At 59.9% G+C, this 19,848-nt stretch carries 16 protein-coding genes and 1 pseudogene; 2 read left to right on the top strand and 15 right to left on the bottom strand.

The window, feature by feature from the left end:
• Positions 1 to 25: 25 nt before the first annotated feature.
• The 6 genes from CH92_RS04235 to CH92_RS04210 all read right to left on the bottom strand — a co-directional run bounded on the left by CH92_RS04235 (position 26) and on the right by CH92_RS04210 (position 5,773).
• Positions 26 to 859, bottom strand: a complete 834-nt coding sequence (locus CH92_RS04235) for a cache domain-containing protein (RefSeq protein ID WP_025240533.1) — start codon at positions 857 to 859, stop codon at positions 26 to 28.
• A gap of 91 nt (positions 860 to 950) precedes the next feature.
• Complete coding sequence (locus tag CH92_RS04230) at positions 951 to 1,373, bottom strand: GlcG/HbpS family heme-binding protein (protein WP_025240532.1); 423 nt, start codon at positions 1,371 to 1,373, stop codon at positions 951 to 953.
• Between the two features lie 42 nt (positions 1,374 to 1,415).
• A complete protein-coding gene (locus CH92_RS04225) occupies positions 1,416 to 2,984 on the bottom strand; it encodes a bifunctional 3-(3-hydroxy-phenyl)propionate/3-hydroxycinnamic acid hydroxylase (protein WP_025240531.1) in 1,569 nt (522 codons plus the stop codon).
• A gap of 1 nt (position 2,985) precedes the next feature.
• Entirely contained in the window at positions 2,986 to 3,846 is an 861-nt protein-coding gene (locus tag CH92_RS04220) for a fumarylacetoacetate hydrolase family protein (RefSeq protein ID WP_025240530.1), read from the bottom strand.
• A complete protein-coding gene (locus CH92_RS04215) occupies positions 3,846 to 4,748 on the bottom strand; it encodes a VOC family protein (RefSeq protein WP_025240529.1) in 903 nt (300 codons plus the stop codon). The genes CH92_RS04220 and CH92_RS04215 overlap by 1 nt, the downstream gene beginning before the upstream one ends.
• The gene (locus CH92_RS04210; RefSeq protein ID WP_025240528.1) at positions 4,745 to 5,773 is read right to left on the bottom strand and encodes an amidohydrolase family protein; all 1,029 of its coding nucleotides are present in this window, start codon (positions 5,771 to 5,773) and stop codon (positions 4,745 to 4,747) included. Before CH92_RS04210 ends, CH92_RS04215 begins: the two co-directional genes overlap by 4 nt.
• An 89-nt stretch (positions 5,774 to 5,862) precedes the next feature.
• Between CH92_RS04210 and CH92_RS04205 the strand changes: the two genes are divergently transcribed.
• Complete coding sequence (locus CH92_RS04205) at positions 5,863 to 6,774, top strand: LysR family transcriptional regulator (protein ID WP_025240527.1); 912 nt, start codon at positions 5,863 to 5,865, stop codon at positions 6,772 to 6,774.
• Positions 6,775 to 6,837: 63 nt separating this feature from the next.
• Here CH92_RS04205 and CH92_RS04200 read toward each other — a convergent pair whose 3' ends face one another.
• The 9 genes from CH92_RS04200 to CH92_RS21460 all read right to left on the bottom strand — a co-directional run bounded on the left by CH92_RS04200 (position 6,838) and on the right by CH92_RS21460 (position 18,816).
• The gene (locus CH92_RS04200; RefSeq protein WP_025240526.1) at positions 6,838 to 7,356 is read right to left on the bottom strand and encodes a hypothetical protein; all 519 of its coding nucleotides are present in this window, start codon (positions 7,354 to 7,356) and stop codon (positions 6,838 to 6,840) included.
• Between the two features lie 92 nt (positions 7,357 to 7,448).
• On the bottom strand, positions 7,449 to 9,203 hold the full coding sequence (locus tag CH92_RS04195; protein ID WP_235206192.1) for an arylsulfatase: 1,755 nt from the start codon (positions 9,201 to 9,203) through the stop codon (positions 7,449 to 7,451).
• Between the two features lie 148 nt (positions 9,204 to 9,351).
• Complete coding sequence (locus CH92_RS04190) at positions 9,352 to 10,698, bottom strand: DUF1329 domain-containing protein (RefSeq protein WP_025240524.1); 1,347 nt, start codon at positions 10,696 to 10,698, stop codon at positions 9,352 to 9,354.
• A 15-nt stretch (positions 10,699 to 10,713) separates the two neighbouring features.
• Positions 10,714 to 12,390 (bottom strand): DUF1302 domain-containing protein, encoded by a 1,677-nt coding sequence (locus CH92_RS04185; protein ID WP_025240523.1) that lies wholly within the window; start codon positions 12,388 to 12,390, stop codon positions 10,714 to 10,716.
• Between the two features lie 98 nt (positions 12,391 to 12,488).
• Positions 12,489 to 13,382: an alpha/beta hydrolase gene (locus CH92_RS04180; RefSeq protein ID WP_200869640.1), complete on the bottom strand. Its 894-nt coding sequence runs from the start codon at positions 13,380 to 13,382 to the stop codon at positions 12,489 to 12,491.
• On the bottom strand, positions 13,373 to 14,611 hold the full coding sequence (locus tag CH92_RS04175; protein ID WP_025240521.1) for an amidohydrolase family protein: 1,239 nt from the start codon (positions 14,609 to 14,611) through the stop codon (positions 13,373 to 13,375). The genes CH92_RS04180 and CH92_RS04175 overlap by 10 nt, the downstream gene beginning before the upstream one ends.
• 19 nt (positions 14,612 to 14,630) lie before the next feature.
• Complete coding sequence (locus tag CH92_RS04170; protein ID WP_025240520.1) at positions 14,631 to 17,081, bottom strand: efflux RND transporter permease subunit; 2,451 nt, start codon at positions 17,079 to 17,081, stop codon at positions 14,631 to 14,633.
• Positions 17,078 to 18,154, bottom strand: a complete 1,077-nt coding sequence (locus tag CH92_RS04165; RefSeq protein ID WP_025240519.1) for a WD40/YVTN/BNR-like repeat-containing protein — start codon at positions 18,152 to 18,154, stop codon at positions 17,078 to 17,080. Before CH92_RS04165 ends, CH92_RS04170 begins: the two co-directional genes overlap by 4 nt.
• Entirely contained in the window at positions 18,151 to 18,816 is a 666-nt protein-coding gene (locus CH92_RS21460; RefSeq protein ID WP_025240518.1) for a glutathione S-transferase family protein, read from the bottom strand. Before CH92_RS21460 ends, CH92_RS04165 begins: the two co-directional genes overlap by 4 nt.
• Before the next feature lie 705 nt (positions 18,817 to 19,521).
• On the opposite strand from CH92_RS21460, the pseudogene CH92_RS22480 reads away from it, so the two are divergent.
• Positions 19,522 to 19,677 (top strand): annotated as a pseudogene (locus tag CH92_RS22480) (hypothetical protein); the annotation flags it as partial.
• Positions 19,678 to 19,848: the final 171 nt, after the last annotated feature.

Here is a 19,848-nt window from a genome sequence, read left to right as displayed (position 1 = left end):
TTGAATAGTGAGCGTCCTGGCCGCCTCACTCAGCGTTCTGGTAGTAGCCGGTCGCGACCAGCAGATGACCGGTTTTACGCAACAGTGCGTACTTGTCTTCCACCTTGCCGGTGACTGGATTGCGCCAGCGATAGCCGTAGCCGCCTTCGGAGCGGTCTTTCATCATTTCCAGGATCGGCTTGCCCACCGGCTTGCCGTCCGGGTCCTTGATGGTCGCAAAGTCGACACCGAGCAGCCGTCGGTTATAGCCGTGCGCTACGTAGCGCCCGCTGCGCAGGTCGATGACGAAGAGGTACAGGTCGTCTTCATTGAACCGGGGGGATAGGCTGTTGACCGCCAGGATGCTGGCTTCCGGCTCCTGCTCGATCGCGTCGACCGCGCGGTCCAGAAACGCCCGGGCCTGCTCGGGAGTGGCTCTCGGCAGGTACACGCCTACAGCCAGCACGCGATCACCGACGCGCTCGAAGAACACGCGCTTGCGCTCGACCTTACCGTCTCTGGCATTCATCCAGCGGTACTCGGCCGAGCGTATTTCACCCTCCGCGCCGGCGAGCGCCTGACGGAAGCCGTTGCGCACTTCGGGTTCGAGCGCTTCGGTGACGTCCCGCCCGATCCAGGCTGCGGACGTGCCTCCGCTCGCCAGCATGGTGCCGCTGGTATCCACCACGAACACATAGTGCTCACCGTCGATGAACTCGCCCTGGCGGCTGAACGCGGCAAAGGCGGTATCGCCCTGGACGCGGTAGTAGTCCACGGCGCGCTGCAGCAGATCACGGGCGCGTTGCTCCTGGTCGGCACTCGCCGTGCCCTGGGTCAGCAGCAACAGTAAGGCGGTCCAAACGAACGTCATCAGACGCATACTCTCAACTCCCTGCACGCCAACGCGCACGGTTAATGCCGAACAGAGCGCAGCAGGCTCCGCTCACGGAGGGATGTGCTAGACGCTAGGATCAGCCGGCGCTGAGCCCTGCCGCCTCGACCCCTGCTATACAGATTTCTTCGTCTTCATCGCCGGTGCCGCCACTCGCGCCGACGGCGCCCACGACTTTGCCGGTCTCGTCCTTGATCAATACAGCGCCGGTCTGGGGAATGAACTTGCCTTGCCCAGTTACGGCCAGTGCATCGAAAAACGCCGGCATGGCTTGTGCCTTCTGCAACAACGCGCGCGAAGACGCGCCCATGCTCACGGATGCCCAGGCCTTGCCCGTCGCGATGTCGGTACGAAAAGCTGTCGCGCCGTCCTGGCGTTGGAGGCTGACCACCTGACCGCTTTCGTCCAGCACGACCACGGCCATTGGCTTGTAAGCCGCGGCCACGGCCCGTTGCAGGGCGACCTCGATGATCCGGTTTGCCTGTTCAAGCGATATCTTCATGACAAAACCACTCGCTGATTGATGGTGTTTTTCGCCGCCGCGTCAGACGGCGATAGAGGTAGCGATGGTCTGGCCCATGCGTTCCTGCCATTCAGCCAGCAAGCCCGCCAGGTCAACTTCGTTGTCCGCCGCACCGAACACGTAACGATCCGGTCGCACCAGCACCGCGCTGCATTCGTTTTTGTTCATCCAGCGCGAAAGGATGCTTTCTTCTTCGAGCAAACCGTGCGCCCCGACAGTGACAACGTTGAGCATGGGCAGGCGGGGCTGACTCATGGCTGGATCGACGACAAGCAACCAGCCCTCGCCCACCAGCTCATCGAAACGCAGCCGCTCGCCGTTTTTTCTCATCCACGGCTGCGGGAAAATCGTGCCCACGGCGATGTGTGGCGTCTGCGACAGCATCCCTCCGGCCAGCTTGGGCAGCACATCCTGGCGAGGCGAATCCCTGACGACACCGCCAGCCTCGGCCAGCAATTTCGCATCGCGCTGACGGGCCTTGATAGGGTCGCGCTCGCAGATCACCGAACCGATGGCCTTGATGCGATTGATCAGGTTGCTGACGTGTTCCTTGCGCTCTTCGCCATAGCTGTCGAGCAACGCCTGCGCGGTCTCGCCGCTGACTTCGCCCTTGAGCACGGCTGCCAGCTTCCAGCTGATATTCGCAACGTCGCGCAGGCCCTGGCACATCCCCTGGCCGAGAAACGGCGGCTGCTGATGCGCCGCATCGCCGGCGATGAAGATCCGCCCCTCGCGCCAGCGATCAGCCACCAGTGCGTGAAAGCGATAACTGGCCTGTCGCCAGAGCTCACCGTCTTCAGGGTTGAGCCAGGGAGACAGCAGCTCCCACGTGCGCTCGGGGGTCGCGGCCTGCAACGGATCCTCGCCTTCCTTCAAAGAAATTTCCCAGCGGCGGTGATTGCCTGGACCGATCACCAGAGTGCACGGACGATCCGGATCGCAATACTGCACGCTGGTCTTGGGTAACTTCGCCAGCCCCTGTTCGTTGACCAGTACATCGACGACCAGCCAGGGCTCGTCGAAGTCGAGGTCTTCAAGCAGGATGCCGGCCTCGTCACGTACCAGGCTCCGCGCCCCGTCGCAGCCGAGCACGTAACGCGCACGGATGTCACCGGAGTCGCCCTGTGGGCGCTTCACCGAAATCGTGGCAGCCTCCGCGTCCTGGGCGACCGAGGTCACTTCGATGCCCAGCTCCACGGTCACGTTGCCGAGGCTGGCCACCTTGCGGCGGATGGCCTTTTCCACGGGCGGCTGGGTGAACACGATGGAAGGCGTGTACCCAAGCGGGTACGGCTTATCGATCATGGTCAGCCGCTTGATCAGCTGACGATCGACACCGTAATACTCGGAGGGCGTAAAAGGCTCCGTATGCGGCATCACCTCATCGACTATTCCGATCTGCTGGAATATCCGCATGATTTCGTGATCCAGCGCGATCGCCCGAGGGATGTCGTATACCTCTTGCAGACGGTCGCCAACCCAGACGTTGAAACCGGCATCGCCAAGCATCGCCGCGGCGACGGCGCCCGCTGGGCCAAATCCCACGATGGCCACATCGTAGAGGTCTTGTCGTTGATGTTTGGCGTCCATGTCAGGCCTCGTCGATGATCGTGTTGACCAGCGTGCCAATCCCCTCGATTTCCACCTCGAAGCGGTCGCCGTCTTTCATCCAGACCGGCGGCGTGCGGCTCTGCCCGACGCCCGCCGGGGTGCCCATGACGATCAGGTCGCCAGGTTCGAGCGTCAGGCAATCGGTCAGCAACGCAATGGTTTCGGCCACGTTCCAGATCATGTCGGAGGTGTTGGCGTCCTGCATCACTTCGCCATTCAAACGTCCCTGGATCTTCAGGCCCGAGGCCCCGGCCGGCAGCTCGTCGGCGGTGACCAGTACCGGGCCGAAGCCGCCAGTGGCATCGAAGTTCTTGCCGATCGTCCATTGCGGCGTGCGCTTCTGGTAATCACGCACTGATATATCGTTGAAGCAGCTGTAGCCGAATACCAGATCGAGCGCATCCTGCTCGGCCACATGCTTGCCGCGCTTGCCGATGACCACCGCCAGCTCGGCCTCGTAGTCGAACTTCACCGAGTTGCGCGGGCGCAGCGCCTGGCCGTCATGAGCCAGCAGAGAACTGGCGCCGCGGTAGAAGAACCAGGGGTAATCAGGCTTGTCACGACCGGATTCCTTCGCGTGATCGTAATAGTTGAGGCCCAGGCAGATGATCTTGCCCGGTTCGGGCAGCGTTGGCGCCAGCTGCAGGGAGGCCATGGGCATGCGAGCGGCCTGCGACTCATGGGCGGCACCTGCGGCGGCCGCCAAATCCACGCCGTCGCGTAGCGCCTGGCGCAAATCAGACGGAACCTGAGGCTGGGCATCGTTGAAATCGATGACGTTATCGCCTTCCACCAGACCGAGACGCGGCTGTCCGTTCTTCAGATAGGTTGTCAGTTTCATTAAAAGCTCTCCTTGATGAATTCGATGGCCCGCTGTGCTTCTTTCAACCGAGCGCTCGGTGGTTGTGAAATGCCCCACTGATCGACGCGACCCGGTGGCCAGGTCCAGTCTTCGGGGCCGCCGACCTTGTAGGTGCTGTCGATCTGCTCGACTTCGGCGGTGTATTCGATGACGAACCCGTCAGGCCCGACGAAGTAGTTGAATGCGTTGTTGCCGGGGCCATGACGGCCCGGTCCCCAGTCGATCGAGTAGCCGGCATCACGCATACGCCCACCGCCACGCATGACCGAGTCGACGTCTGGCATGAGGAAGGCGATGTGGTTGAGCGCGTCGTTGTCCGAGTCGCCCAGCGCGATCGAATGGTGGTCGCGGTCACAGTTCATGAAGGCCATGATTCGGGTGCGATCGGCCAGGCGGAACTTCAAGGCGTTCTCGAGAAACGCCTGAGCGGCTGACAGCTCATGCGCGTTGAGGACGACGTGGGCGAGACGTACCGGCTTGTCACGGGTTTCATGCGCGTCGGCATGACACTCATCGCCATGCACCACCTGGAACACCCGACCGTCCGGGTCACGCAGGGTCAGGCCGACCCCGCCGCCGGGTTCGTTCACCGCGCCAACGGGTGACAGGACCGCGCCGCCCGCCTCAACCGTGGCCTGGGCAATGTCATCCAGCGCCTGTGTACTGCGTGCGCGCAAGGTGACGGCGCGAAGCGCGGCTCGCGGGCCGGGATGCAATGACAGGAGGTGATGGTCACGCCCGGTGCCCCGCAGGTAGACCGAGTCGTCAGTGCGAGCGGCGATGTCCAGATTCCAGACATCGGTATAGAAACGTGCGGCCGATTCAACATCCGGCACGATCAGGGCGACGCTGCGAAGCGCTTCAATCCAGGGCGAACTCATCTATAAACCTCCAGGCCGAGAAAACGCTCGGCATTTCCATAAGCGAGCGCGCTTGCCGTGGCCTCGTCGAAGCCCGCAGCAAGGATTCGCTGCACGGGGGTGCGGTCGTGAAAGTTGAATGGGTAATCGGTGCCGACCATGAGCTGTGATCCGCCGAACAGTTCGACCAGGTGGCGCAAGGTCGGCGTATCGAAAACCAGGGTGTCGAAATGCAATTTGCGGGCTTGCGCCATGGGCGACTCGGTGACCGCCTCGCGCAGCGCCGGGAAGACCTGCCAGCCTTGTTCGAGCCTCGGCAGCAGGGACGCGAGCGTGCCGCCACCATGGCTGAAGGCGATGCGCAAGCGTGGATGGCGCGCAATGAGGTTGGTCGTGATGCACGATGCGGCCGCCAGGCCAACATCGCTTGGATAGGCCAAGACCTGTTGCAGCGGCGCGGGCCCGATCAGCCGATCCATCCCGGTGGGCTTGAGGGCATGCACGAACACCGCTGCGCCCAGCTCGACACAGGCCTCGAAGAACGGATCGAATCGAATGTCGCCGATGGGCACGCCATTGACGTTGCTGCCGATCTCGACGCCAGCGAAGCCGGGCGTTTGCATGAGAAAGCGCAACTCGGTGATCGCCAGCTCCACGTCCTGCAGCGGCACGGCGCCCAGCCCCAGCAGTTGGCTGGGCTGGATTGCGACCATTTCGGCGATCTGCTCGTTCAGGTAGCGCAGCAGCTGCTGCGCATCGCGGGCATCCATCCAGTAGGAGAGCAGCTCCGGCATCGGCGACAACGCTTGCATACCGAGCCCGAGGCCGGGCATGTCGGCCAGCCGCTTCTCGACGTCCCAGCACTTATCCGTGACGGTGCGGTACACCTTCTCGCCAATCATGACGTGCCGGTGGCATTCGTGTGCCGGCGCCATGGACGGCCAAGCAGAGGGCAGTCGGTCACCGATATAAGAGGGCAAAGTTGCTGGCACTACATGCGCGTGGATGTCGGTGCCGCAGCAATTTTTAAGATTATTGTTTTGCATGGCCGCAGTATCTAGCGGCATCCTGTATCCAACAACGCAATACAACGAATAACAAAAATCCACGCAACGAATTCGGAATCGCTCGCTATATGAACTTGCGAAACGTCGATCTCAATCTTTTATTAGTCTTTCACGCGATGATTGAACAACGCAGCGTGACCCGCGCCGCTGAGTCCATTGGCCTGAGCCAGCCCGCCACGAGCGCTGCACTCAATCGACTGCGCTCGTTGTTGGGCGATCCGCTGTTTGTGAAGGCCGGAGCCGAAATGCATCCGACTCCGAGGGCGACGGAGCTTATTCAGCCCGTCCGCCTGGTCATGGAAACGATCAAGGGTGAAATCCTTCCCTCCGCCGCGTTTGACCCATCAACGACGGATCGTCAGTTCCATGTGCTCACGCCAGACATCGGCGAAATCAACTTCCTGCCCAAGCTGCTTATCCACTTCGCTGCCCACGCGCCCAATGCACGCGTCAAGACGGTGTCCATGCCCAAACACGCGGCGGCGGACGCACTTGAGTCAGGGGCGGTCGATCTTGCGTTGGGTTATTTTCCGGATCTTCAGAAAGCGGGATTCTTTCAGCAGCGGCTGTTTTGCAATGAATACGTTTGCATCGTGCGACGCGACCATCCGGACATCGGACAGACCCTGACGCTGGAACAGTTTCTGAGCGCCAAGCATGCTGTGGTTCATCCCGAAGGCCGTGAACATTTATTCGAAAAGTTTTTATTAGCCGAAGGTGTGAAGCGAGCAGTACATCTTGAGGTTTCGCACTTTATGAGCTTGCTGCCGATTATCTCCACCAGTGATCTGATAGCGACCGTACCGCACGACCTGGCAGAAGCTTGTATTCGCTACGGCAACGGCAATATTCGGATGCTCCCCTCGCCCATCAAGGCGCCCATAATCGAGCTGCAGCAACTTTGGCATCGCCGTTATCACAGGGATGCCGCGCATGCCTGGCTGCGCAAGTCGGTACACAGTTTGTTCAGTGCGGAATAAAGCAAAAAAGAGAGCGGCCGAAGCCGCTCGAAGTGCTCAAGTCATCCCAAAACGAGCGTGCTATTAGACGCGTGCCGTCTCGCGCACCGGACCGTCGGCCAGGGCGGTGCGTAACAGGACGGGCGCGGACAGCGCGCCAACCAGCGCGCCGTAGCCCATCTTGAATGCCACGAACGGCCAGAACGGCATCGACACTATTCCCAGCATTACGAATGCACCGATTGCAAGCGGGCCGATAATCGCAGCCATCAGTACAGCGGCCATCAAAGCCCGCAGGAAGGCGTTATCCGGAACCCGGTAACCCATGACGCGCGATGCGCCATCACCCAAGCGAGAAACGCGTCCGGCCTGAACTCGCTTGCGCGTGATCAGTATCACCGCCGTGCCAGCGAACAACGTGAGCATGAACACGGTGATGACCAGATCGACAGCGATGCCATCAGGCCCCCACAGACCTACCCTGGGGTCGTTTCTAAACAGCAGATAGGTAAATGCGAAGGCCAGCAGGGCGTTGATCACACAGCCCAACAGCACTTCCTTACGCACGTATTTTTTGTGCGCGGAACTCAGAACGGTTTCCATGAAGCGGATCCTCTGACTGCTCGTGCCAAACTCGACGTTGAGCGCTGGCCGGCCTCATTAGACGGCCGACCAGAGCTACCCCAGGGCGCCGATCAGTGCGCTTTCGCGCCAGGCAGCTTGATCTCGGACTTAGCCCCACGACGCACGTCCGGCATACGCTCATTCGGTGCGAACACCACGCCGTTCTGCACCACGTACTGATCCCACAAGCGCACCATTTGCATGACGATTTCAGGATGCTCTGCGGCGACGTTGTGGCTTTCGCTGCGGTCCTGCTCCAAGTCGTAAAGCTCCCACTCGTTCTTGGCGAACGGAACCATGACCGACACCAGCTTCCACTTTCCGTCGCGCACATAGCGGCCGCCGAACAGTTCGCCCACGAGTACGCGATTGGCCAGCTGCTCGGTGCTAGCGTCTCCCTTGAGTACCGGAGCCAGCGTGACCCCGCTCATGGGAGAAACGGCACGGCCGTTGTACTTGTTCCCTTCAGGAAGACGAATACCCGCGAAATCAAGAATCGTCGGCGCGATATCCGTCACGTGCGTGGGTACGTTGATTCGTTCAGTGGAACCGTTCTGGCCCGGCAGGCGAACGAAAGCTGGCGAGCTGATACCCCCTTCAGCCGTGTATCCCTTGAACAATCTGAACGGCGTCGCGCTGACCTCAGCCCAGCGCGCACCGTACCCGACGTTGGAAAGGCGGCGGCCGATGTTCTCGACGCTATTGTCAGTGTTCTCGTTTGGCGGGAAGAAACTATCCGTGGCCTCGGCACCGTTGTCGGACATGAAGATGACCAAGGTATTGTCGTACTCGCCCAGGTCCTTGAGCGTCTGTATCAAGCGCCCCACGTGCCTGTCCATGTTGTGAACCATCGCCGCATACACTTCCATTCTGCGCGCTTCGTTGGCTTGTTCTTCGGGGGTCAGCATGTCCCACGATGGATAATCCTTGGACTTAGGCAGGCCCAGGTTCGGCTGTGCGTCCTCGTCCATCAGGCCCAATGACTTCAGACGTTCAAGACGAGCCGCTCGAATCGCTTCATAACCGGCAGCGTACTGTCCTTTGAACTTCTGGATGTCTTCATCCGGTGCATGCAGGGGCCAATGCGGCGCTGTGTACGCAGCCCAAGCAAAGAACGGCTTTCCGTCCCCATGGTTTTGCTTGACGTACTGAATCAGCTTGTCCGTATAGGACTTGCTCGAATAGAAATCCGTCGGCAGCTCTGTCCGCTGGTCATCTTCAACATATTGCGCGCGGTCGGCGAAGATCGGCTTGCCAGGCACCGGGGCGAAGTGCGAGCCGCCGCCATTGATTAGAGCGAAGGAGTGTTCGAAACCGCGCGCGACCGGCCACTGTTCGGGCTTCGTGCCCAGATGCCACTTACCAGCCATGTAAGTGTGATAGCCGGCGTCGCGCATGACTTCGGGTAACCAATAGACGCGATCGTTGAGATAGCCCTCGTATCCCGGCTTGCCTTGCAATTTCGGCGCTTGGGGCAAGTACTCGCCCATCGTTCCCAAACCCGCCAGATGGTTATCGGTACCCGCCATCAATGCGGCACGCGTTGGCGAACAGGTCGGGGTGACGTAGTGGTTGGTCAGCAGCATCCCCTGATTGGCGAGCTGGTCGAGATTTGGCGTAGGGATTTCGCCACCAAAGGCGCCCAGGTCCGAATAGCCCAGATCATCCGCGACGATCAGCAGTACGTTCGGCCGATCAGCGTCTCCTTTAGCGCTTTCTGATGCGGCCGGTGCGGCGATACCGAGACTGGCCGCACCCATCGCGCATAGGCTCAAGGCAATACGGCACACCATGGTTGTTGCTTTGCGTTTATTGAACGGACCCATGCTTCCTTATCCTTATTTTTCGCTTCGAGCTTGCTTGAAGCGCCATTACTGGCGCTTCAAGCAGAGCCGAAAGCTTCTTCTCATCAAGCGAGCTGACAGCACGACCGCAGATAACCTGTCCAGCTTGCCTCACGCGCTGCGGCGCGACTCAGCGAACGCCCTGAGCAGCCAGACCGTCAGAAGTGAAAATAACGGTTGGCCAACGCTCAGTCTCCTTCTGGTGATAGGACTGATCGTTCATTACGTTTGCAATGTATGCGGTATTCGATAGCAAGTCGTTGTAACCAAAAGTCTGTTGCACTGCGCCGCCAATCCCCGGCATGACGTAGTTGAACATCCAAAGGGTCTTCCAGAGCTTGCCGTCCGAATCCCAGCGATCTCCAAGAGCGGCCTGCCAGGTATCCTCATCCAGGTAATAAACGGACCGCGGCGCCTGATGCCGCTCGCCTTCGGCCAGGTTCGCCTCGACGACCCAGACGCGGTGTAGCTCCCAGCGAACATGCTCAGGATTCAGGTGCTGGCCGGTCACGATGTCCGATTCCTTGGCCTGCAGAAACTTGTTCTCGTTATAGGGAACGAGCAACTCCTTCTTGCCAACGAGCTTCCAGTTAAAGTCGCTGGTCTTGCCCGAGAACACGCTGAGCTCGTCGTAGAACATCAGCCCTGCAGTGGTAGGTGTCGGCTGATCGCAGCAGGCGTTAGGGACGCGGCGAACACGGCGCTGACCGGAGAGGTATGTATAGGTTTTAGTCACGTCTTCATCGACGTTCTGACGCGCGACTACCAACTCCCCGGCACGAATGGGCGGGCCCAAGGTTTCGATGTTCAGGTCCCAGAAGTAACCTTCGAAGTCTTCGGCGGAGCCTTCTTCGAAGTAGTACGGCATACGCTGCCGCAGCTTGGCATTAGTCGTCTTGATCAGCTTACCGTCGCCAGTGATCTGATACTGATTCAGCGCCACTTCCCACGAAGAGCCGCGCCACGCCAACTTATGGTTCCAGATCGCCTCCTGACCGTCTTTCGGGATGGGGAACGGAATCCCACCATAAACGTTCTTGGGGATAGAGCCGTCAAGCTCGCCACGAACGGCATTCTGTGCCGTATTTTTGTAAACCCAATCTGGTGCCGAAGCGGTTCGGTGGGTGGGGTAGACGTTCAGCCGGTACGTATCCGGATACTTTTGCAGCATCGCCTTCACGCCATCAGTCAGCACATCGGCGTATTGGTCCATATTCTGAGCGGTTACGGTGTAGAGCGGCTTCTCGCCCTTAAAGGGATCGCCACGGCGACCTTCCGGCGTATCGCCTTCGATGCTGCCTTGGAAGCCGCCTGTCCATTCTGGAATGGTACCCGCTGCGTTACCCGCTTTCTCAGCACCCAGCGGCGTCAGTTGGTTGCCAAGTTTTGCAGCTTCCTCTTGCGAAACAGCGGCCATCGCCGGATGGATCATGGAGGTCAGCAAGGCGAAAGTAATGGCTGTAAGACGAAGTTTCATATCAGCGATCTCCAATCAGAACGTCGTGCGAATGGACAGCGTCAGGAAGTCCCGATCTGCCAACGATTGCTTGTATTGCTGTTGCTGCGCGGTGTTTTGTGGCACGCCGGGGTCGCCATAGAAATGCACGTACTGCGCCGTCAAATACCAATTGTTGAGGTAAACGCCTTCCACGCCCACGCTCATATCACCGCCATTATCAGCACCGAAGGTCGGCCCAACCGCGGATGAGTTGCCGTGCGTGTAGCTCACGTTCAATGGGATGGAGAGATCGAGGCCGTCGAGCACCTGGCGATAGCGTGGGGTCAGGATCATGCGAACCGCGGCCGAATCGCGATCTGCAAGCGGGTTGGCGAACTCTTCTCCCGAGGTAAAACTCAGCCGCCGGTTCCATGCGATCTCGCCGACGAACGAGGTTTCATCCGCCAGCCAATTCGGCCTTAGCGAAGCGATCCAGCTGAGGTTGGCATGCGCTGTCCGGCCCACGGCGTAGCCCGGATTATCATCGTTGTCGTAGTTCCCGTTGACCGTCACGCCGGCAGGCGTGGTGAAGATGGTCAGCCCGGTGCTTTGTAACGGCGCGTTGTCGCGAACCGAGAACTCAGCGCCGAAGTTAACGTTGCCAAAGGTCTTGTTCGCGCTGACCCCGTAGGCCTCGATACCTTCGTGGTATACCTCTTGGAATGACAGTGGCGCTGACTGCCCCGGCAGGCCGGTCCAACGCGTATAGATCCCGCTGGGCCCAGAGGCGTGATAGCGAATTGCGTGGAACCCGAAGTCGGTATCAAGCGACTCAGAGTAATAGCTAAGACTGACACCGCCCTGCCCCGAGTCCTTCGCTTCCTGCTCATCGATGACGGTGAAGGCTCCCAGCGGGCCGGCGTAAACCTGCTCTGCGCCTGGCCCTACCGAGTCACCTGCGGCCAGGTAGGAGCCGACGGGTAACAAGCGACTCTTCTCCCACTCATAGCCGAGGTACGCGCCCACTGACAGGCCATCTGCAAGTGATGCCTGCACCGAAACCTTGCCCGTCGGCATCAGGATTTCTTTGGTGGTCGAGCCCGGCACCGAGCGAGCCTTGATCACATCTGCCGGCCCCTGCCCACCCGCGATGGCGTTATTGGCAAAGAACATGCTCTCGCCGAACAGCAGCGTATGGCTACCGGCCCGAACGGTGACGGGGAGCTCGTTGACGCTGAACTGTCCGTATACGAACGAATCGAGCAATTCGGCATCCCTGCCCATCAAACGAGCGGTTTCAGAGGAGAACTCATTACGAGGCTCGCCGGCCGGCCGGTTGGCCGTCGTCGTGTCATTGTCGTTATCGCTTTGATAGACGTTGTCGTACCAAGCGGCACCACTAAGCCTCAAGCCGAAGTTTTTGTACTTCGCATCGAGCTCGGAATAAACATCGAGTCTGTTCTGAATCAGCGAACCCTTATCGAAGTTATTGTTGCCGTCGTTCTGATTGGGCGAAGCAGGCGATTCGGTTGAGAGTTCCGATTGACGCCCTTCAAGTCGCCAACCGAGGCTGTATTTAAGTGTGTTATCCCAGCGGACCGACAGATCAGGCACACCGGTATCGATTTCGAAAGCGTGCGCCTGAGTGGCCCCAAACAGAGCCAGCGCAATTGCAACTTTCAGAGAACGCGAGCGAGTGAGGCCCGCAGGCTTGAATGCTGAAGTATTCATCCCATTACCTTTCTTGTAATTTTAGATTATCGGAATCGGTTACCGACCCCTGGATGATCGTTTGCTATCAGGTCCTTCCATTTCCTTTTTTATATTTATTAATCCACTTCACATACACGAAGAATGAACCGCACTACCGGCTCACTTATCGACTGGTCATCAGTGCCAAAGCTGTAGCCCTGAGAAAAATGGTTATGTGCCGGGACCACCAGAAGTTCAGGCGAATAACCATGTTTGCTAACAAGCCGGGCAAACAACTCGCCGGCCTGCACCTGCATTTGAATTAGGTCCTGCTCGGTATAACTGATCAGCACCGGGAAAGGCTCGGCACTGACCTGGTCAACGGTACTGGCGATGTCCCATTGAGCCTTGTCCGTACCAAAGTAGGGCTCGTTACGCGGATCCGGCGTGGCGATATTGAACTGAACTCGCGACTTTCCTTCCAGACGAACGTTATAGGGACCGGATAGCAGTACCGCTCCCCGGATGCGCCAATCTTCCGGTTGGAACTCGGTACGCAATGTCGCGGCGGCCACATGGGCCGCGCCGGCCGACTCGCCCATCAGAACGACGCTATTCGGATTGCCGCCATAGGCGGCTCCGTGCTCCTGCACCCAGTGCCAGACACCCACCACGTCTTGGGGGCCGGAAGGCCACTGGCTCTCAGGCGCCAGCCGATAGTTCGGCAGGATCGTCACGAAGCCCTGCTGAGCCAGATGCCAACCGATATTCGCCCGGTGTTCCTTGTTGCCCCGTACGAATCCGCCACCGTGCATGAACACCACCACCGGCCATCCCTGTTTTGGCGGCGTCTGCTCCGGCTGATACACATCAAGCCGATGCCTGGCGTGATCGCCATAGATCAGATCCACATGGCAGCGCACGCCACTGCGGTCCTGTGCTGCAAGCAACGGCTCATAGAGCGCCGCTACCGCCGGCAAGTCATTGCCGGCTTCTCGCAACTGCGCGGCCAGCTCGGCTGTCATGCCCATGCCTGCTGCTCCGGTGTCTTGTGGAACTGCCCATCTTTCATGATGGCGACGAGCCGGTTCTTGTCCTGCATGATTCGCACGTCATCCGTCGGGTCGCCATCGACGAGCAGCAGGTCGGCGAGAAATCCCTGGCGCAATTGGCCAAGTTCGTTGCCCATGCCCATCAGTTGGCTGCCCAGCGCGGTCGCGGCGTGCAGCACTTCCGCCGGGGTATAACCGAAATGGCGAACCCAGAGTTCGAGATCCCACGCGTTACGGCCGTTGGGATTGAACGGGAAGCCATAGTCGCCGCCGATCAGCAACCGCAAGCCGCGCTTGCGCAGTTCTGGCACGAGCGCCTTTTGATGTTCGAGCACGATGGCCGCGTCTTCCTTCATGTGAGTCATGTCGAAGTGCGGCGGCGGGACCGCGTCCAACGCGGCCTGAACGATGCCGATGGTCGGCGCGATGAAGATCTCGTCTTTTTTCGACTCGAGCAGGTCGAGCGCTTCCTCGTCAGCGTAGGTGCAGTGATAGAGCACCCGAAAGCCTGCGCGTACGCCCAGTTTCACCGCTTCGGCCGCATGGGCATGGCCGGTTAGCCAGACATCTGATTCGCGCGCCTGCTCGCCGGCCGCCATCAGTTCTTCCTCGGTATAGAGCAGCTCGTGGGAAGCGCCGGGTTTGAGCGCGCTCTCACCCGAGATGAGAAATTTCACGGCCTTGGCGCCGATCGCCGCGCAGTCCTTCACGAAGGCGCGCATGCCGTCCGCGCCGAGCTGGTGTTCTTCGACCTTGCCCGGATCCAGCTCGCTCTCGTTTGGCGGCTCACGCTCCACCGAGGACGGGATCAGGCGCGGCCCTGGCATGCCACCGCTCTGAATTTGCTCGTTGAGCTTGATTTCGAGGGTCTTGCTCAGCGCCCCCGCTGAATAAAGGCTGGTGAAGCCATGGTCGAGCAGGATTCGCGCATTTCTGGCGGTGGTGAGCGCCAGCTCTTCGGGAGGCAGGTACATGCCCGGCACGAACTTCTCGACGGATGTCGGCCAGGTTAGATGGCCATGCGCCTCGGTCATGCCCGGCATCAGCACACGGTTCTGACAGTCGATGACGCGTGCATCGCTACGCGAGACTGTCGCAGGCCCCGTCGCGACTTGCGCAATGCGATTCCCTTCAACTCGAAGCTCGCCTGCAAACAGCGGACTGCCGCTGCCGTCGAAAATCCGCGCATTGGTGAAAACAGTATTCATCAGATGTCTTCCTTTCTTGTTATGTCCGGATGCCGGGGGTGGTATAGGTTGCAACTGCGTTAGGGCATGTCTGTGGAGTGTGGGTCAAGGTCGAAGCCTTACGGCGCGCTGGGTCAAGAAGAAAGTGGGCCAGAGCCGGAACCAGAATCAGGGCACCCAACATGTTCCAGACGAACATGAACGCGAGCAGCAGCCCCATGTCCGCCTGGAACTTGATCGGGCTGAACACCCAGGTAATGACGCCGATGGCCAGGGTGAAGCCGGTCAGCATCACCACTTTGCCGGTGAACAGCAGCGCGCTGTAGTAGGCCTCCGAAAGGCTTTTGCCCGCACGGATCTGCGCCAGCGTGACCGAGAGGATGTAAAGCGCGTAGTCGATGCCGATGCCGACGCCCAGCGCGATGACCGGAAGCGTGGCGACCTTCACCCCCATGCCCAGCCCGACCATCAGTGCCTCGGCCAGTATCGAGGTCAGCACCAGCGGCAGGACGGCGACGACCACTGCCCGCCATGAGCGGAAGGTAATGAAGCACAGCACCACGACCGCGCCGTAGACGAGGAACAGCATCTGCCGCCAGGCATCCTTGACCACAATATTGGTCGCCGCCTCGATTCCGGCCGAGCCGGCTGCCAGCATGAACTGCACATCGGGCGTGTTGTTTTCCTGGGCGAACGCCTCGACGTAATTGACCACGTGCGTGAGGGTGTCGGCCTTGTGATCACGCAGGTAGACGTACAGCGTCAGCAGATCGCAGCTCTCGTTATAGAGCCCGCGAGGCGCGCGGCCCGTCACGGTGTTGAGGACCTGTTGATTGGGGACGAAGGCGCCCCACTTAACGTTCGCCTCGTTCAAACCAGACAACAGGCGGCGGTTGAGCAACGCCAGGCTATTGGTGCTTTCCACCCCATCGAGCTGGCGCAGCTGCCATTCCAGCGCATCGATCTTGTTCAAGGTTTCATATTGGGCGCACTGACCCGCGGGCACCTTGACCATGACCGCCAACACATCGCTCGAGGCGCCATAGGCGGCATTCATGAACGCCATGTCGCGGTTGTAGCGGCTGTCCGGACGCAGCTCAGGGGCGCCCGGATCCAGGTCACCGATTTTCAAATGACCGCTGACCACGATGCCGCCGATGCCCATGGCGATCCCGACCAGCACTGCGGCACTGGCCCAGCGCCGACGGGTAAAACAATCCAGCGCGGCCCAAAGCTTCGGCTTCTTGCCACCGGCCATGACGTCCGTCTCGGCGCGCAGGCTGCGGGTTGCGGCGGTGGCGCTGACGCCTGTGTAGGAAAGCAGGATCGGCAGAAGAATCAGGTTGGTGAAAATCAGCACGGCAACGCCAATCGATGCGGCGATGGCCAGCTCGCGAATGACCTGGATGTCGATGGTCAGCAGCACGGCGAAGCCAACGGCGTCCGCCACCAGGGCCGTCAGCCCGGCGAGAAACAGTCGGCGAAAGGTGAAGCGTGCCGCAACCAGCCGGTCCAGGCCGCGACCCACGTCCTGCATGATGCCGTTCATCTTTTGGGCGCCATGGCTCATGCCGATGGCGAACACCAGAAACGGCACCAGGATCGAGTAGGGGTCAAGCTGATAGCCAAGCGTCGGCAGCAACCCAAGCTGCCAGACCACCGCGATCAGCGAGGCGGTCACCACCAACAGGGTCGAACGCAGGCAGCGAGTGAACCAGAACACCATCGCGGCGGCGATCACGACGGCCAGGGCGAAGAAGGCGATCACGGCTCGTACGCCCTCGATCAGGTCGCCCATGATCTTGCCGAAGCCGGTCACGTGAATACGCACACCTTCGGCTTCGTATTTGGTGCGCATGGCCTCCAGCGCCTGGGAAAACTCGGCATAGTCGAGCGGCTGGCCCTCGGCGGTCTTTTCCAGCAACGGTACGTAAATGACTGACGAGGTAGCATCGCGTGCGACGAGCTGCCCGATCTGCCCGGAGCGCTGAACATTGGATTCAATCTGACCGAGACTTCCGGCGCTGCCGTCGTAGTTCTGCGGCATGACCGGCCCGCCTTCGAGGCCATCTTCAGTCACACCGAACCAGCGGGTGCCGCTCGTCCAGATCGAGCGCATGAACGCCCGATCCACGCCCGGTAGCAGGAACAGCTCGTCATTCAACCTGCGCAGCGTCTCGAGGTAGTCCTTGTCGTAAATGGTCCCGTCGGGGTTGGCGACTGCGACCCGCACGGCATTGCCCAGACCGGTGAGCTCGTTCTTGTACTGAAGGTAATGCTGGATATAGGCATGCTGCGTCGGGATCGTTTTCTCAAAGCTGGCATTCAACTCCAGCTTGGTGGCTTGCCACCCAAGAAGCGCCGTTGTCAGCGCGCAGAACAGGACGACCAGTAACCGATTGTTGAACAGCAGCCGTTCGATCAGCGAGCCCGAGTTGGGGTCGAAATGCTTGGAGTCGACAGGCGTTGTGCTTGGCCCTGAGACGTTCATTGTTTAGCTCCTTGGGCCATGACAGGCAGCGGTACGACACCCGAAAGCGACAGGCCCAACGCAGCGCCATTTTCGAGAAACAACAGATCGTTCAGCGGGCGAAGCCGGCTCTTGATCATTTCAAGGCGATTGCCGTTGAGTTTGAAAACCATCCCTGCGGCATTGGCCAACCAGACCGATCCCGCGTCGTCCACCGCTGAGCTGTTGAAATTGGCGGACACATTTCGAGGCGCCTTTAGCGCCGTCCAGCTAGCGCCACCATCGCGGCTTTGCAAGGCGTTGCCTCGCAGCCCAGCGACGATGATTTCGCCGGTAGGCGGCAGTGCAGCGGTAAAGAAACTGCCCTCGTAGGGCACGCTCAAGGCTTGGAAAGACTTACCGGCGTCAACGGAGCGAAGCACCAGACCTTGCTCAGCAGCGACCACGATTTCGTCTCCGCGTGTGGCCAGTGCATAGAGATGGAGCGCTCCCGGGTTATCGAAGCGATCGGTTATCGGAAACCAGGTCTCGCCGCCATCTTCGGTGGCAAAGGCAAGGCCGTAGGCTCCGATGAGCATGCCGTGCCGAGCATCCTGGAAAAGCACGTCCAGAAAGGGCTTGTCCGGACCATCGGCCACCATCCACTCGGCTTCTTTCAATGCTCGTTCGTTACCGCTCCGCTTCGCGGCTTCGAGCATCAGCTGTGCCGTTTGGTGTCCGTCCAGCTGTTTGGTCCAGGTCTCGCCCCCATCCTGGGTTGCCAATACCACGCCCGAGTGGCCGACGGCCCAGCCGCGACGCTCATCGACGAAGCTCAAGGCCGTCAGTTCCGTGCTGACCGGAACAGGCACCTGGCGCCAGGAAGCGCCTTGGTCATCGGAAATGATGATGACGCCACGCTCACCAACCGCGACGATCCGCGATCCGGCAAGCTCCATATCCACCAGTGCAACGTTTTGAGGCGCCCTGACCATCAGCGCAGCACGATCGAGCGCCGGCCCGACAGGAGCCGCTAGAGTCGCTTGCGCCAGGACCGTGATCGCCGCGAGAACACCGATACCGCTGATCAGCCGCTTTGAAAGACCGAGGTTCATGCCGAGGCTCCCTTTTCAATCACCGACATGGCCTGGGCTTCGCGCTGGAGCATGCGAGCCCAGGCGGGTTGCGATTCCGCACGCGCCTGCCACGCGCCCAGGGCCTGCCAATTGCCAATCTCGCAACCGCTCTGCGCCGCCCGCTGAAAACACCACAGCAGATACAGATCAGCCAGGGAACAGCTCGAACCACACAACCACTGCCGGCCATCACTCAATGCGCGCTCAGCGAGCTGGAACTGAGTGGTGAGGCCCTCTATCGCAACCTGCTGAATTCCCTCATGCGCCGCGGCCTCAGGATGGACCCGGCCAGCCCTCCGAGCCCGGAATATGAGGGGGTGCAACATTGAACTGCACCAGACCAGCCATGACGTTGCGATGGCCGTGTCGTAGGGGCTGGCGGCAGGCAACAAAACGGCCTGGGGATAAACCTGATGGAGATACAGCGCGATCGCGACCGTCTCGGTAAGCGTCCCCTCGGGAGTTACCAGCAACGGCACTTGCTCCTTGGGATTCAGCGCCTTGTACGCCGGTTGCCGCTGCTGGTTGTCAGCAAGCAGAACCGGGCACAGCGCATAGTCGGCGCCAACCCACTCGAGCGCTGCAATGGAGACTCTCGAGCACGCGCCCGGTGAGAAATAGAGTTGATAGGCGCTGGTCATTGCTGCGCCCCGTGGTCCGGGTCGCCAGGGCAGGCAAACTGGCTTACGCCAACGCTATCGAGGGATGAGATCTGAGACGCTGCAGCTAAGGCATGGCCAGCGGGCAGGTGGATCAGCACTCTCGACTTCTGCTTGGCAATACCTTCAGATGGGCACGCCAGCGCGTCATTGACATGACACATCTTGCTCTCTCCGGTGGTCGTTCTTGTCAGTCGCTCACCACTGCGTAGTGGCGACATTCTTATTGCTCCGTCGGTAGGCTGAGTCTCATTGCAGGCGCCAAATAAGACAAATGGATTTCATGTATAAATCGAATCCATCTGATGGATACCGACACTCATACGCCAACGAATAAAGCTGACTTAAAAGTCAGCTAAAATTTCATCTTATTGATTTGTAAGTTAAATGAATTCAGGTATCGGCTTCGTATATAACCGCGACGGGGTTCATTAGCCGGTTATTCGCCCTAGCGTCTCGGTTGACGGTGCCGTAGCGCTGGATAATCCTGACGCCGCGGAACGGGTCGGAGATATACGAAGTTGGCACGAGTGGTTCGCTCGATGCCCACGTCCCGTTCAGGATTCATACCGAGCACTGCACATAAGTTGAAGCGCTTGCTATTGGCTGGCAGTGCCTGAGCGCGGCCAGATATCGAATAAGACACTCGCATAAAGCGATGCGTAGAAAGGTTAGCCAGCCGTAGACATGACCTATAAATTCAAGAATCGCCTTGGGTACACCATCTATCACGCTGTGCTGTTCGCTTTGCTGCTCCTGTCGCTGAACAGCCTGGCTAGCGAGTATGTAGGCAGCGAGTCTTGTAAGACCTGCCATACCGAGGAGTACGAGCATTGGCGGCAAAGTCATCATTTCGCCGCAATAGCCGAAGCGACCGACGAGACGGTCAAAGGCGACTTCAACGACAGCCGCTTCACCTATAACGGTGTCACCTCACGCTTCTACCGAAAGGGCGATGGCTTTTTCGTCCTGACCGACAACGCCGCTGGCGAGCTCGAAGAGTTCGAAGTCACC

Origin of the sequence: Stutzerimonas stutzeri, assembly GCF_000590475.1 — a bacterium.
In the GTDB taxonomy this organism is placed as follows: domain Bacteria; phylum Pseudomonadota; class Gammaproteobacteria; order Pseudomonadales; family Pseudomonadaceae; genus Stutzerimonas; species Stutzerimonas stutzeri_D.
The sequence above is the reverse complement of the archived record's forward strand: the minus strand, read 5'-3'. Positions and strand labels throughout refer to the sequence as shown.